Annotated in this window: 14 protein-coding genes; 2 read left to right on the forward strand and 12 right to left on the reverse strand. The window is 67.7% G+C overall.

The window, feature by feature from the left end; all coding sequences use genetic code 11:
- From BST13_RS13900 to BST13_RS13915, 4 genes are all read right to left on the reverse strand, one after another.
- Positions 1-957: a helix-turn-helix transcriptional regulator gene (locus BST13_RS13900; RefSeq protein ID WP_083164606.1), complete on the reverse strand. Its 957-nt coding sequence runs from the start codon at positions 955-957 to the stop codon at positions 1-3.
- Positions 954-1943 (reverse strand): helix-turn-helix transcriptional regulator, encoded by a 990-nt coding sequence (locus BST13_RS13905; protein ID WP_083164607.1) that lies wholly within the window; start codon positions 1941-1943, stop codon positions 954-956. Before BST13_RS13905 ends, BST13_RS13900 begins: the two co-directional genes overlap by 4 nt.
- Before the next feature lie 78 nt (positions 1944-2021).
- The gene (gene pafA, locus BST13_RS13910; RefSeq protein ID WP_095533541.1) at positions 2022-3380 is read right to left on the reverse strand and encodes a Pup--protein ligase; all 1359 of its coding nucleotides are present in this window, start codon (positions 3378-3380) and stop codon (positions 2022-2024) included.
- Between the two features lie 93 nt (positions 3381-3473).
- Positions 3474-4136, reverse strand: a complete 663-nt coding sequence (locus BST13_RS13915) for a TetR/AcrR family transcriptional regulator (protein WP_083164609.1) — start codon at positions 4134-4136, stop codon at positions 3474-3476.
- A gap of 80 nt (positions 4137-4216) precedes the next feature.
- Between BST13_RS13915 and BST13_RS13920 the strand changes: the two genes are divergently transcribed.
- Positions 4217-4651, forward strand: coding sequence for a hypothetical protein (locus BST13_RS13920; RefSeq protein WP_083164610.1), 435 nt, complete (start codon positions 4217-4219; stop codon positions 4649-4651).
- A 59-nt stretch (positions 4652-4710) separates the two neighbouring features.
- Positions 4711-5580, forward strand: coding sequence for an alpha/beta fold hydrolase (locus BST13_RS13925; protein WP_083164611.1), 870 nt, complete (start codon positions 4711-4713; stop codon positions 5578-5580).
- On the opposite strand, the gene BST13_RS13930 is transcribed toward BST13_RS13925, so the two are convergent.
- The 8 genes from BST13_RS13930 to BST13_RS13960 form a co-directional block, all read right to left on the reverse strand.
- Positions 5570-6829: a methyltransferase family protein gene (locus BST13_RS13930; protein WP_083164612.1), complete on the reverse strand. Its 1260-nt coding sequence runs from the start codon at positions 6827-6829 to the stop codon at positions 5570-5572. The two genes, BST13_RS13925 and BST13_RS13930, sit on opposite strands and share 11 nt — an antisense overlap.
- Positions 6826-7791 carry a hypothetical protein gene (locus tag BST13_RS13935; protein WP_245839595.1) on the reverse strand — a complete coding sequence of 322 codons (966 nt, stop codon included), beginning with the start codon at positions 7789-7791 and terminating at the stop codon, positions 6826-6828. Before BST13_RS13935 ends, BST13_RS13930 begins: the two co-directional genes overlap by 4 nt.
- Before the next feature lie 5 nt (positions 7792-7796).
- Positions 7797-8525, reverse strand: a complete 729-nt coding sequence (gene prcA / locus BST13_RS13940) for a proteasome subunit alpha (RefSeq protein WP_083164613.1) — start codon at positions 8523-8525, stop codon at positions 7797-7799.
- The gene (prcB, locus tag BST13_RS13945) at positions 8525-9385 is read right to left on the reverse strand and encodes a proteasome subunit beta (protein ID WP_211296086.1); all 861 of its coding nucleotides are present in this window, start codon (positions 9383-9385) and stop codon (positions 8525-8527) included. Before prcB ends, prcA begins: the two co-directional genes overlap by 1 nt.
- The gene (locus BST13_RS13950; RefSeq protein WP_083164614.1) at positions 9382-9576 is read right to left on the reverse strand and encodes a ubiquitin-like protein Pup; all 195 of its coding nucleotides are present in this window, start codon (positions 9574-9576) and stop codon (positions 9382-9384) included. The genes prcB and BST13_RS13950 overlap by 4 nt, the downstream gene beginning before the upstream one ends.
- Positions 9577-9669: 93 nt before the next feature.
- Positions 9670-11166: a depupylase/deamidase Dop gene (gene dop, locus BST13_RS38275; protein WP_095533542.1), complete on the reverse strand. Its 1497-nt coding sequence runs from the start codon at positions 11164-11166 to the stop codon at positions 9670-9672.
- 9 nt (positions 11167-11175) lie between these two features.
- The gene (gene thpD, locus BST13_RS38280; RefSeq protein WP_095533543.1) at positions 11176-12048 is read right to left on the reverse strand and encodes an ectoine hydroxylase; all 873 of its coding nucleotides are present in this window, start codon (positions 12046-12048) and stop codon (positions 11176-11178) included.
- Positions 12045-12437, reverse strand: coding sequence for an ectoine synthase (locus BST13_RS13960; RefSeq protein WP_083164615.1), 393 nt, complete (start codon positions 12435-12437; stop codon positions 12045-12047). Before BST13_RS13960 ends, thpD begins: the two co-directional genes overlap by 4 nt.
- Positions 12438-12439 lie beyond the last annotated feature (2 nt).

The following is a 12439-nucleotide window of genomic DNA, read 5'->3' on the forward strand; positions in this document are numbered from 1 at the left end:
CTACCCGTCAACCTCGACCGCGCCGTAGGCGTGCAGTGCCGCCGTCGCCGCGGCCCGCACCTGCTGCGCCAACGACGCCGGCTCCAGCACCCGCACCGCCGAGCCGAAGCCCAGCACAAACCGGGCCATCCAGTCCTCGGAGGCAAACGTCATGGCCGCCTCGACCGAACCGTCAGGGAGTTCGGTCAGCACCCGCAACGGGTAGTAGTCGAACATCCACGACGCCGAGGGCGCGATGAGCAGAGTGGCCGCCGGCAGCGCGGGATCGGCGTCGAACAGCGAAGTGTCAGGGCCTGCCTGCACGGCAGGCGGCGGCGGGGCCGAAGCCTCCTCGAGCAGCTGCGCCTCGACTATGCGATCGAGCCGGAACAGCCGCACCGCCTCGGCGCTGCGGCACCACGCCTCCAGATAGCTGTTGTCCCCGACAAGGGCCACCCGGATCGGGTCGACGATGCGGGTGGTCAACGAATCCCGCGACGCCGAGTAGTACTCCAGCGTCACCGCGCGGCCGTCGCGCACGGCCGCGCGCACTGTCGCGGCGGCCTCGCTCTCGCTCGGCGCCGGATCGTCGACGGCGGCCAGCTGTGCGCCGGCAGCCGACTCGATCTTGGCGATCGCGCTGCGCGCGGCCTCCGGATCGACCATGCCCGGCACGTCGACCAGCGCCCGTAGCGCCACCAGGATCACCGTGGCCTCGGTCGAGGTCAGCCGCAGCGGCTGGTCCACACCTGCCGAGAACGTCACCTCGATGGTGTCGTCGGTGAAGTCGAAGTCGATGAGGTCACCTGGGCTGTAGCCGGGCAACCCGCACATCCATAGCTGCTCGAGGTCCGCGTCGAGCTGTTTGCGGCTGACGCCGAGGGCGTCGGCGGCCTCCGCACGGGTGACCTTCGGATTGGCCTGGAAGTACGGGACCATGTTGAGCAACCGGACCAGCCGGGCCGAGACCTGACTCACGACAGCTCCGCCTGCGCCCGCAACCTGTCCAACACATCGTCGCGCAACGCCTGTGGTTCCAGGGCCACCGCGTCGGCACCGTAGCTCGCGATCTCGCGCGCCAGCCGGTCGTACATACCGAGTTCGACGGTGATCTCCTCCCCCGCGCGCCCACCCAGGCTGCGCGGCGTAGTCGTGACGGCCTGCCTGCGCAGCGCCGTGGCCCGGCCACCGGCCACCCACACCCGGGCCCGTTCCCCGGTCGGCACGTCGGCGACGACGCGTCGCACGATCTCGCGCACGTTGACGCCATCGGGCTTGCGCACCGCACCGGCCTCGCCGATGAGCGTGACGCCGGATCCGATGCGGGACAGCCGAAATGTGCGGGTGTCGTCGCGGTCGCGGTCGTGCCCGACGAGATACCAGCGGCCGCGGTGGGTGACCACACCCCACGGCTCGACCGTGCGGGTGGTGTAGCCGGCGGTGCGCGACGGCCGGTGGTCGAATTGCACAGCGTGACCCGAATCGATGGCGGACAACAGGATTCGCAGAACTTCCTCGGACCCGCGCAGACCGGGCAGCACCGCGGTCGAGGTGATCGCGGCACCCGCGGCATCGGCCTCGACCTCCACCCCGGCCGCCCGCAGTTTGAGCAGGGCGCCCTGGGTTGCGGTGACCAGTTCCGGCGACTGCCACAGCTGGGTCGCCACTGCGACGGCAGTGGCCTCGTCCCCGGTCAACTGCACGGGCGGAAGTGCATACGCGTCGCGGTTGATCCGGTAGCCCTCGGTCGGATCGAATTTCGACACCCGGCCCGTCTCCAACGGGATGCCGAGATCACGCAGCTCGTTCTTGTCGCGCTCGAACATCCGCGAGAACGCCTCGTCGCTGGGGCTGTCGGCGTATCCGGCCACGCTCGCGCGAATCTTCTCCGCGGGCAGGAACGTTCGCGTGGACAGCAGCGCGATGACGAGGTTCATCAACCGCTCCACTTTGGATGTCGCCACAGCAAGGAGTTTAGGGGGCAACCCGGCGGGATCCGGGCAGCGGTCGAGCGGGGCGTCGGCACCGACGCCCCGCGTCGCTCACATGCTGGCGATGAGCCGCTTGACCCGCTCGTCGACCGACCGGAACGGGTCCTTGCACAGCACGGTGCGCTGCGCCTGATCGTTGAGCTTGAGGTGTACCCAGTCGACGGTGAAGTCGCGGCCGGCTTCCTGCGCGGCAGTGATGAATTCACCGCGCAGCTTGGCCCGCGTGGTCTGCGGCGGCGTGTTGACCGCGGCGTCGATCTCCTCGTCGGTGGCGATCCGCGCGGCCAGCCCCTTGCGCTGCAGCAGGTCGAACACGCCACGGCCGCGCTTGATGTCGTGGTAGGCCAGGTCGAGCTGGCTGATCTTCGGATCGGACAGCTCCAGGTTGTAGCGATCCTGGTAGCGCTGGAACAGCTTGCGCTTGATCACCCAGTCGATCTCGGTGTCGACCTTGGCGAAGTCCTGACTTTCGACCGCGTCGAGCTGGCGGCCCCACAGATCCACCACCTGTTCGATCTGGGTGTTGGTTTCGCGGGTCTGCAGGTACTCGACCGCACGGCTGTAGTACTCACGCTGGATGTCCAGCGCGCTGGCCTGCCTGCCTCCTGCCAGTCGCACCGGACGTCGGCCGGTGAGGTCGTGACTGACCTCCCGGATGGCCCGGATGGGGTTGTCGAGCGAGAAGTCGCGGAACGGTACGCCGGCCTCGATCATCTCCAGCACCAGCGAGGCCGTGCCCACCTTCAGCATGGTGGTGGCCTCGCACATGTTGGAGTCGCCGACGATGACGTGCAGCCGCCGGTATTTCTCCGCGTCGGCGTGCGGCTCGTCGCGCGTGTTGATGATCGGCCGCGACCGCGTGGTGGCGCTCGAGACGCCCTCCCAGATGTGCTCGGCTCGCTGCGAGAGGCAGAACGTCGCGGCCTTCGGGGTTTGCAAGACTTTGCCCGCACCGCAGATCAGCTGCCGGGTCACCAGGAACGGCAACAGCACGTCAGAGATCCGCGAGAACTCACCGGCCCGCACGATCAGGTAGTTCTCATGGCAGCCGTAGGAGTTGCCCGCCGAGTCGGTGTTGTTCTTGAACAGATAGATGTCACCGCCGATGCCCTCGTCGGCGAGCCGCTGCTCGGCGTCGATCAGGAGGTCCTCCAGTACGCGCTCGCCGGCCCGGTCGTGGGTGACCAACTGCACGAGGTTGTCGCATTCGGCTGTGGCGTACTCGGGGTGACTACCCACATCCAGATACAAACGGGCGCCGTTGCGGAGGAAGACGTTTGAGCTGCGGCCCCACGACACGACCCGCCGGAACAGATAGCGGGCAACCTCGTCGGGACTGAGCCGGCGATGGCCATGGAACGTGCAGGTCACACCGAATTCTGTCTCGATGCCCATGATTCGTCGCTGCACACTATCGAGCTTACGGGGTCGCACTCACTATCGGTTGGCATCGAGCGGTCGCGTCGGCAGGCGTAGTCGTCGGGGTGACCGCCGGTGGGCGATTCAGAGTTTGCCGGCGAGCGAGCCGTCGGGCAGTCCGAGGATGCGTTCGAACGCTTGTTGGTAGGCCGCGACGGCCTTGCGGGCGTGCGGCCCGGAGATGTCGATACCGACCGCACCGTCGGCCTTGATGGCCTCGATGAACGCGTCGGCCAGATGCAGTCCCATCGCGGTGATGATGCCGGCCGCCTCGTGCGGGAAGTCGGTGTGGAAGACGCCTTCCTCGCAGCCCTGCCTGATGATCGACTCCAGGAAGGGCGCCGTGGTGCGCATCGAGCCCTGTGTCATCTTCTGCCGCAACAGCGCGTTGTTCTCGTCATGCCACAGCCGGATCAGGGTGGCGACCGCGGTTGCGTTCTCCGACTTCCACGCGTACGACGCTGCGAAGTACGCATGCAGCTTGTCCAGCGCCGACGTGTCGGGAGCGTCGACGATGCGGTGAAGACCGGCGGTGGCGCTTTCGCCCATCTGCTCGACGATGCCGTCCAGCAGCGCTTGTTTGGACCGAAAGTAGTGGTACAGCGCACCTTTGGAGATCTGCAGGGTGCTCAACAGATCCTCGATGGTCATCGCCGCGTAGCCCTTGTCGTGCATGAGGTGCAGGGCGGCGTCGAGGATCTCGCCGCGCCGCGCGGCGTGTTCCTCGGGTTTCACCTGGCGTGCCATGGGCCTCCGTTGACGTCGTGGTGCCTCGAGCCTAGCTTATTAATAGACCGTCAGTCGGTTTATGAACTGCAGGAGGTCAGATGCCCACGCCCACCGTCGAAGCAAGGCACCGCACACGTGTTTTCGCCAGGGTCCTCGGACCCTTCGTCGCCGTTGCCACGCTCATCATCGCGATCCGGTTGTCACAGCTCGGCGATCTGCTGGCCGACCTGTTCACCAGCGGCACGCTGCCTTGGATCCTGGGGGCGGCGATGTTGATGATGGGCTTGATCGTGATCGCGTTTCACCAGTACTGGTACAGCGTGACGGCCGTGCTGATCTCGCTGTTCGGGTGGTTCGTGGCGTTGCGTGGCGTGGCGATGATGGCGTTTCCGTCGGCGATCCGGACCGGTGCCGACACCACGCTGGGCAGCCCCGGCCTGGTGCTCGCGGCGCGGATTTTCTTCCTCATGCTCACGGCGATGGGCCTGTGGTTGACCTACGTCGGCTGGCGTCGCGAAACCGCCACGTCCTGATCCCGCCGACCTTTCCCAACCTGGCCCACAAGGCCGTGGCGGCGGATGAGAATTGACCGATGTCCTCGCGCAGCGCTCCGGTGGACGGATTCCGATTGGCCTTCGATCGGCTCGGCATCGCGGGCGGGCCGCCTGTCGTGCTGTTGCACGGCTGGCCGGGCACCCGGCGGGACTACCGCAAGGTGGTTCCGCTGCTCACCGACGTGGCCGACGTGATCGTGCCCGACCTGCGCGGATTCGGCGGCTCCGACAAGCACGCGGTCGCTGTGCAGCATTTCTACAGTGCGACGGCACAGGCGGCCAGCATCGTGGGACTGATCCACGAACTGGGTGTGCACGAGGTGGTCCTGGCCGGGTACGACGTCGGCAGCCGGGTGGCGCAGAGCGTGGCCCGCATGCACCCCCATCTGGCGAAGGCGCTCGTGCTCTCGCCGCCGCTGCCGGGCGCCGGCGACCGCGTGCTCAGCCCGCATGCCCAGCACGAGTTCTGGTATCAGGCGTTTCACCAACTGCCGATCGCCGACCGGCTGATCGACGGGAACCCCGAAATCGTGCGGGAGTATCTGCGGCACTTCTGGAATCACTGGTCGGGGCCGGCCTTCACCGTCACCGAGGACGACCTGGACCGGCTCGTCTCCGACTATGCGCTGCCCGGGGCGTTCGCCGCCTCGCTGGCCTGGTACCGCGCGGGAGCAGGCACCGTCGCGCAGTCGCTGACCGAGCTGCCACCCGACCGGGCCGTCAAGATCAACGCCCGCACCGATGTGCTGTGGCCCCAGCACGACCCGCTGTTCCCGACCGCGTGGGCCGACCGCCTGGACGATTACTTCGTCGACGTCCGGTTGCACACCGCCGACGGCGCAGGACATTTCACCCCACTGGAATGCCCCGAGGAGTTCGCCGGGCTGATCCGCGACGTCATCGGCTGACCGAGCGCGGCCCCGCACCGACCGCGTCGGCGAGCAGTTGCACCAACCACCCGAGCAGAGGTGCCCGCATCACCCAGCCCACCACCGCCCACCCGACGCTGATGTGCTCGAGCGCCGCACCGATGGCTCGGGTGCCCTGCAGCACAACCGAATCGGACTCGTAGCGGACCCGGCGCAGATCCTCCGGGTGGTCTTCAGCGGGTTCGAGCGTCAGCGCGACGGGATGCCGACGCTGTAGCCAGCCCGCGACCTCGCTGCACGGATCACACGTCACCGCTGCGTACAACCGGGCCGGCGAGCGGTGCGGATAGGGCCGCAGGCGTGGCACCCAGTCGTGCACCGCACGGCGATACTCCAGCCAGGGCGCGCCGAAGCGCGCGGCCAGCTGATCGCGTTCGTGCCAGCCGGCAATGCCTGCGCTGAACACCACGCCGACGCCGGCGGCCAGCACCAGCCCCGGAGCGCCGAGTACGGCCGCCTCGATCACCAGCAGCAGCGCCGCGCAGACCTGCATGGGGTTGGCGAGGTAGGCGTATGGCCCGCAGGTCACCAGGGCAGGTGGTGGATCCCAGGGAAACGGCGTGCCGCCGTGGCGAGCGAAGTCGGCCACCGCGCGCAACGCGATCAGCACCAGCACCGCCGCGATCTGCAGCAGCGCCCAATCCACGGGGCCGCCGATCCGGTGCCACGCCTGCGCCCAGGACGTGTCGGTCAGAGCGAACGTCGCCGCGGGTATGACGAACAGCAGCAGCGCACCGAACAGCACCACCTGCAGGCCGGCCCGCAGCCACACTGAGCGCCCGGTGGCAGTCGCCCAGCCCAGCAGCACCGCGGGCAGCAGGCAGAGCAGCACGCCGATCAGCTCGCCGGCCCACCAGCCGGCCCGCAACCACACCAGCGGTGCCAAACTGCCCATCGCCACGATGTCCGCGGCCACCAGAACGGCAACCGTGACAAGGGGATTCACCCACCGCATCAGCAGCACCGGCACCGCGCCCCACAGCAGCGCCCAGCCGAGCATCACGTCGAGAGGCACACCCGACCACATCAGCCCGGCGGTGCCGAAGCTCCACCAGCCCGCCGCGACCGCGACGGCGTTGAGCGCTGCGAGCCACACCACGTTCCACAATGTCGCGAGCGCCGCGCCGACCCGTTCTCCGGGTGCGGCCACCCACAGTGCCCCTGCCAGCACCGCCGGAACCAGCACGGCGCCGTTGCGCAGCGTCGCGACGTCCAGCCCGGTGGTCACGGCCGGAGGTCGATGGCGTCCAGCAGATAGCCCGCGGCGCGCTGGGTGACCACGTGCTCGATGGGCCCGAAATACCATGCCGGGGCCAACCGCCGCGTGTAGCTCAGCGACCAGGTGATCTCGGTGTGGCCGGCATCTACGGCACGCCAGCTCACGTCCGACGAACGCCAGGTCAACCACGTTGCCAGCGGGGTGTTGTCCGCGATCGGCAGCAGACGCACCGAATCCTCTGTCCTCGCGGCGATCTGGAGTTCCAGCGCGGACTGCGCCTCACCCCAATGGTGCTGCGCGATGAACCCCGGCCGGTGGTGGGCGCCGGCGAACATCACCACTCTGCGGTCCCCCACCGTCAAACCGCTGCCGTGGTCCATCAGTGGCTGCGGAAAGCCGAGCGCGAGAACACCGGCCGGCTTCACGTCGCCGAACCGCAGCGGACGGGCCAGCGCAGCCGCAACCTGCGCGGGGGTGGCTGCGACCGTGCGCGTCGCCGTGACGGTGCTGTCGCCCGGCAGGGTGAGGGCGGGCACGACACCTTCGAGCGAGAGCACCAGCGCCACGGCGGGCAGCACCACGATGCGAGCGCCGGGCGGGCGATCGGACTTGCGCACCGCCCCCACGATCAGCGCCACGATGATGCCGACCGCGTAGAACAACGGCGCGGAGATGATCACGCACACGAAACCCTCGCCCGCCACCGGAATTGCGAGCAGCAGCAAGATGGTGATCGCCTTGAGCGTCATGGAGATCAGCCGATCCGGGTTTGCGGTGAGCGTGAGGATCAACGCGAGCACGGTGGGGATCCCGATGTAGAACGCGGCGCTCTGTCCGAGGCCGAAGCCCTTGATGACCTTGAACAGCACGACTCCGACGACGAACGCGAGGATGAGCCCCGCCAGCGACCACTGCGCCCGGCTCGGCCGGTAGCCGCGCGGCGCGACCGGCGGAGCTCCCCCGTCGTCCACGTCGGCTACTCGGCCGGTGCCTTGTCCGGATCCGGTTCGGGCAGCAGCGTTTCCAGAGCGGATCCGGTGATCCGTCGGAAACAACGCCGCGGCCGCTTGGCATCGAGAACGGCAACCTCGAGCGTCGAGGGGCCGAGTTTGCGTGGCTCGGAACCTTCGGCACCAGCGCTGAGCGCCTCGACGGCGATCTTCACGGCAGCGCCCAGATCGGCGTTCTCGGTGTACGACTCGCCCAGCTTGGCGACGATGGGTTCGGTCGTTCCGCCCATCACCACGTAGTGCGGTTCGTCGGCGATCGATCCGTCGTAGGTGATCCGGTAGAGCTCAGGGGCTTTCGTCTCGCCGTAGTGCGCAACCTCGGCCACACACAGCTCGACCTCGAAAGGCTTCGGTTGTTCGGTGAAGATGGTGCCCAGCGTCTGCGCGTACACGTTGGCCAGCTGGCGACCGGTGACATCACGACGGTCGTACGCGTAGCCGCGGGTGTCGGCGTACTGAATGCCGCCGACCCGCAACTTGTCGAACTCGCTGAACCTGCCCACCGCGGCGAAACCGACCCGGTCGTAGAGCTCACTGACCTTCTGCAGCGATCGGGACGGATTCTCGGCCACGAACAACACACCGCTGTCGTAGGCCAGCACCACCACGCTGCGGCCCCGGGCAATGCCCTTGCGGGCCAGCTCGGACCGCTCACGCATCGCCTGCTCAGGCGAGATGAAGTACGGGAAGCTCATCAGCCGTCACCTTTCGTCGCGGTGCGGCTTGCGATCACCTCACGGGCCAGCTCGGCGATCCGCGCCTCGGTGATCTCCTCGGCGCCCTCGGCCCCGATGGTCACCGCGGTCGGGTAGATGCCACGCACCAGATCCGGCCCGCCCGTGGCGGAATCATCGTCGGCGGCGTCGTAGAGCGCCTCGATGGCCACCTTGAGCGCTGATTCGGCGTCGGTGACCGTCGGATACAGCTTCTTGATCGACGACCGGGCGAACAACGAACCCGAGCCCACCGACTGGTAGCCCTCTTCCTCGATGTTCCAGCCGCCTGCGGCGTCGAACGAGACGATGCGGCCCGCGTTGGCCGGGTCGGCGTCGTTGAGGTCATAGCCCACCAGCAGCGGCAGCGCCACGAAACCCTGAAGAGCCGCGCCGAGATTGCCGCGCACCATGGTCGCCAACCGGTTCACCTTGCCGCGAAAGGTCAGCGGCACGCCCTCGACCTTTTCGTAGTGCTCGAGTTCCACGGCGTAGAGCCGCGCGAACTCGACCGCGATGGCGGCGGTACCGGCGATGCCGGTGGCGGTGTAATCGTCGGCGATGTGCACCTTCTCCACATCGCGGCTGGCGATCATATTGCCCTGCGTGGCCCGCCGGTCACCGGCGATGACGACACCGCCGGGATACTTGATCGCCACGATTGTCGTTCCGTGCGGCGCGAATTCGGGCGAGGCGCCGTGCGGCGCCGCGCCGTCGGCCACCCGGTGGACCGGCAGCAGATCAGGGGCCTGACGACGGAGCAGGTCCGAGAAAGACGACAAATCTGCAGTTATCGCTGGTGTTCCGGAGAGAGATGAGGACAGGTTTTCGTGCCAGGTCACTGGCCGCCCTTTTGGACGTACGCGCGCACGAAGTCTTCGGCGTTCTCCTCAAGCACGTCGTCGATCTCGTCCAGCAGGTCGTCGGTTTCCTCGGTCAGCTTTTCGCGACGCTCCTGGCCTGCGGCCGATGCGCCGGGGACGTCGTCGTCGTCACCGCCGCCGCCACCACGCTTGGTCTGCTCTTGAGCCATCGCTGCCTCCTGCTAGTCATCGGCTGGCGCGGGCGCCATGCCGGTCCTTCCACAGTACCGGTCATTACCCGAATTGCCCGGGATCACAACCCGTCAGGTTGTGAGCTGTTCGACCAACTCGACGGCGCTGTCCACCGAGTCCAGCAACGCTCCCACGTGCGCTTTGCTGCCCCGCAGCGGTTCCAGGGTTGGAATCCGCACGAGCGAATCGCCGCCCAGATCGAATATCACCGAATCCCAGCTCGCCGCCGCGATGTCGGCGCCGAACCGACGCAGGCACTCACCGCGGAAGTACGCGCGGGTGTCGGTCGGCGGGTTGTCGACCGCGTCGAGGACCTGCTGCTCGGTGACAAGCCGCTTCATCGAACCGCGCGCCACCAGCCGGTTGTACAGGCCTTTGTCCAGCCGGACGTCGGAATACTGCAGGTCCACGAGGTGCAGCCGCGGTGCCGACCACGCCAGGTTCTCGCGCCGCCGGAAACCTTCCAGCAGGCGCAGCTTGGCAGGCCAGTCGAGGATCTCGGCACATTCCATGGGGTCGCGCTCGAGCAGGTCGAGCACCTCGGCCCAGGTCTCGACGACGTGGCTGGCCCGTGGATCGGGATCGCGGGTGTCCACCAGCTTGGCCACCCGGTCCAGGTACATGCGCTGTAGCGCCAGCGCGGTCACCTCGCGGCCGTCGGCCAGCGCCACGGTGGCCCGCAGCGACGGATCGCGGCTGATCACATGCACTGCATGGACCGGCCGGGCCAGCGCCAGGTCGGAGAGGTCGATGCCCTCCTCGATCAGGTCCAGCACCAGCGAACTGGTGCCGAGCTTGAGGTAGGTGGAGGTCTCGGCCAGGTTGGCGTCGCCGATGATGACGTGCAGCCGCCGGTATTTGTCGGCGTCGGCGTGCGGCTCGTCGCGCGTGTTGATGATGCCGCGTTTGAGCGTGGTCTCCAGGCCGACCTCGACCTCGATGTAGTCGGCCCGCTGCGACAGCTGGAACCCCGGATCGTCGCCCGACGGCCCGATCCCCACCCGGCCGGAACCGGTCACCACCTGCCGCGACACCAGGAACGGCGTGAATCCTGCGATCACGGAGGTGAACGGCGTCTGCCGGCTCATCAGGTAGTTCTCGTGCGAGCCGTACGACGCGCCCTTGCCGTCGACGTTGTTTTTGTAGAGCTGCAGCTTGATGGCGCCGGGGACACTGGCGACGTGGCGGGCCGCGGCCTCCATGACCCGTTCGCCGGCCTTGTCCCAGATCACCGCGTCCATCGGATCGGTGCACTCCGGCGCGGAGTACTCCGGGTGTGCGTGGTCGACGTAGAGCCGGGCGCCGTTGGTGAGAATCATGTTGGCCGCGCCGACCTCGTCGGCGTCGACGATCGGCGGCGGCCCCGACGCGCGGGATAGGTCGAACCCGCGGGCGTCGCGCAGCGGTGATTCGACCTCGTAGTCCCACCGCGTGCGCTTGGCCCGCTGGATACCGGCGGCTGCCGCGTACGCCAGAACCGCCTGCGTCGACGTCAAGATCGGATTGGCGGTCGGATCGGAGGGCGAGGATATGCCGTACTCGACCTCAGTTCCGATAATCCGTTGCATATGCCCAGCCTAGGTGACGCGGTCTGCGCGCCGGGCCGCCAGGTATTCCGGCCTTCGCCGGGGCGCGGCGAACGGCTCCCCCAATTGGTTCTCCACCGAGTTGAACACCAGGAAGATGTTCGACCGCGGCAACGGTGTGATGTTCGAACCCGACCCGTGCAGCAGGTTCGCGTCGAACCACAGTGCCGTCCCCGGCGGACCGGTGAACTGGTCGATCCCGTCGTGGTCGACGGCCTTGGTGAGCGTCGTCTCGTCGGGGACGCCGACGTTCTGGGCGACCAGTGACGTGTCGTGATTGTTGTCCGGCGTCGCACCCACACACGGATAGAACGTGTGGTGCGATCCGGGCACGACCATCAGCGATCCGTTGAACGGATAGTTGTGCGTCAGTGCGATCGAACACGAGACCGCCCGGATCGAGGGCATGCCGTCCTCGGCGTGCCAGGTCTCGAAATCGGAATGCCAGTAGAAACCGGTGCCTTTGAAGCCGGGCATCAGGTTGATCCTGGCCTGGTGGATGTAGACGTCGCTGCCCAGCAGCTGACGCGCCACCGGCAGCACGGTGTCGAGTCGAACCACCTGCGCGACAAGATCACTGAGCAGATGCGGCTCGAAGATCGACCGGATGGTTCCACCTGGCTCCCTGATCACCCGCGGGTCGTCGGCGTCCAGATCGGCTGCGATGCGGTCCAATTCGTGACGCAGGGCCGGCAGCCGGTCGTCGGAGACGGTGTCCGGCCGCACCAGATAGCCCTGCGCTGCGAACCAGTCCAACTGCTGTTGGACGAGCGGCCCGTCGGATTCGGTGCCCCACACCGCAGGCTCGTGACGCGGGATCGGCGCGATGGCGTGATCGAGCCGGGTGGGATACGGATCGGTCATGCGACCGACTGCGGCGCCGGGTACGCGCCGGTCTCGTCGTGCACTTCCTGCCCGGTCACCGGCGGGTTGAACACGCACAGCATGCGCATCTGCGTGTCACAGCTAACCCGGTGGCGCTCATGGCCGTTGAGCAGATACATGGTGCCCGGCCCGAGCGGATGGTTCTCGCCGGTCTCCAGGTTGGTCAACGTTCCGGTGCCCTCGACCACCCACACCGCCTCGACATGGTGCTGGTAGTGGAATTCGCTGACCGACGACGCATTGATGGTCGTCTCGTGGAACGAGAATCCGACGCCGTCGCCGGCCAGGATGATCCTCTTGGACCGCCAGTTGGCATCGGCGACGTCGCGGTCGGTGCCGGTGATCTCGGCGGTGGTACGCACGATCATTT

Source organism: Mycobacterium aquaticum (genome assembly GCF_002086485.1).
Classification (GTDB): Bacteria; Actinomycetota; Actinomycetes; order Mycobacteriales; family Mycobacteriaceae; genus Mycobacterium; species Mycobacterium aquaticum.

Excerpts from the sequence above, each read along its gene's own strand:
- BST13_RS13915 (WP_083164609.1), bottom strand. The coding sequence starts at position 4,136 with ATGGCACGCCAGGTGAAACCCGAGGAACACGCCGCGCGGCGCGGCGAG.
- BST13_RS13920 (WP_083164610.1), top strand. The coding sequence starts at position 4,217 with ATGCCCACGCCCACCGTCGAAGCAAGGCACCGCACACGTGTTTTCGCC.
- BST13_RS13925 (WP_083164611.1), top strand. The coding sequence starts at position 4,711 with ATGTCCTCGCGCAGCGCTCCGGTGGACGGATTCCGATTGGCCTTCGAT.
- prcA (WP_083164613.1), bottom strand. The coding sequence starts at position 8,525 with ATGAGCTTCCCGTACTTCATCTCGCCTGAGCAGGCGATGCGTGAGCGG.
- BST13_RS13950 (WP_083164614.1), bottom strand. The coding sequence starts at position 9,576 with ATGGCTCAAGAGCAGACCAAGCGTGGTGGCGGCGGCGGTGACGACGAC.
- dop (WP_095533542.1), bottom strand. The coding sequence starts at position 11,166 with ATGCAACGGATTATCGGAACTGAGGTCGAGTACGGCATATCCTCGCCC.
- thpD (WP_095533543.1), bottom strand. The coding sequence starts at position 12,048 with ATGACCGATCCGTATCCCACCCGGCTCGATCACGCCATCGCGCCGATC.
- BST13_RS13960 (WP_083164615.1), bottom strand. The coding sequence starts at position 12,437 with ATGATCGTGCGTACCACCGCCGAGATCACCGGCACCGACCGCGACGTC.